This is a genomic window from Pseudoalteromonas sp. SG43-7, from assembly GCF_014164295.1.
GTDB lineage: Bacteria > Pseudomonadota > Gammaproteobacteria > Enterobacterales > Alteromonadaceae > Pseudoalteromonas > Pseudoalteromonas rhizosphaerae.
On record NZ_JACJEY010000145.1, the window covers coordinates 1 to 1243 of the forward strand.

The following is a 1243-nucleotide window of genomic DNA, read 5'->3' on the forward strand; positions in this document are numbered from 1 at the left end:
TGATCCGCACCACCAGTTTTGGACACCTAATTAAGTGAGTACAATCACTAATGAGGTGAACCATGACAAACAAGAAAAAACGTATTCTCCATTCTGCTGAATTTAAAGCAGAAGCACTGAAACTAGCAGAAAAGCTGGGAGTAGCTACGGCAGCGCAGCATCTCTCGTTACACGAATCCCAGATCTACGGTTGGCGTAAAGCAGCCAAGAAAGATACTAGCACCAGTCAGCGGGAAAAAGATCTAGCCGCTGAAGTCGCAAAGCTCAAAAGGCAATTGGCTGAGCAAGCTGAAGAGCTAGATATCGTAAAAAAGGCCGCCACCTACTTCGCGAAAAATCTAAAGTAGATAGCTACGAATTTATGCTCGAACACCTGCTGTGCTTCAGTGCTGTCCGCATGGCTAAGGTGTTCGGGGTTTCACGAAGTGGGTTTTATTACTGGATTAAGCATCGCCACAAGGCCACTCAGCGCGAGGTAACTCGCCAAGAGCTTGATACGAAGGTCAAAAAGGCTTTTGACAACAGCAAAGGCCGTGATGGTTCAAGGCGCATCCAGAAAGAGCTGGCAGAGAACGGTGATAGCCGTAATGTTAAAACCATTGCCGCTAGTATGAAGCGTCAGGATTTAACGCCGAAAGCGGCACGTAAGTTTAGGTGCACTACGGATAGCAAACATAAAATGCCAGTTGCTCCGAACCTGCTGGCTCAGGATTTTAACGCGGAGGCTCCGAATCAAAAGTGGGCGGGAGACATCACCTATGTTGCGACAAGTGAAGGCTGGCTGTATTTGGCGGTAATTATTGACCTTTATTCAAGGCAAGTAGTCGGCTGGTCTATGGATACCAGAATGACCGCAACACTGGTCTGCGATGCATTATCAATGGCCTTGTTCCGTCGTGGGTTCCCTGAGCAGGTGATCGTTCATAGTGACCGAGGTAGTCAGTACTGCTCAAAAGATTATCGAGACATCATAACCGCTTATAATCTAAAGCAAAGTATGAGTAGGAAAGGAAACTGCTGGGATAATGCTTGTGTTGAGAGCTTCTTCCATTCAATGAAGGTTGAAGCGATCCAATATGAGCCGATCATGACGCGAGACGAGATGCGTCAAACGCTCTTTGAATACATCGAGGTTGATTATAATCGGACAAGAAGGCACAGTGCTCTCGGGTATCTAAGTCCAGTTAACTTTGAAAATAAAAATGTCGCTTAATGAAGTGTCCAGTCTGGCTGGAGCAGATCA

General features: G+C 46.5%; 1 protein-coding gene. It reads left to right on the plus strand.

Annotation, left to right across the window (positions count from 1 at the left end):
- Positions 1-62 precede the first annotated feature (62 nt).
- A protein-coding gene (locus H5200_RS23160) for an IS3 family transposase (protein WP_095661212.1) occupies positions 63-1213 on the plus strand; the annotation gives its coding sequence in 2 pieces (ribosomal slippage) (positions 63-306 and positions 306-1213; 1152 coding nt in all).
- The last annotated feature ends 30 nt before the right edge of the window (positions 1214-1243 follow it).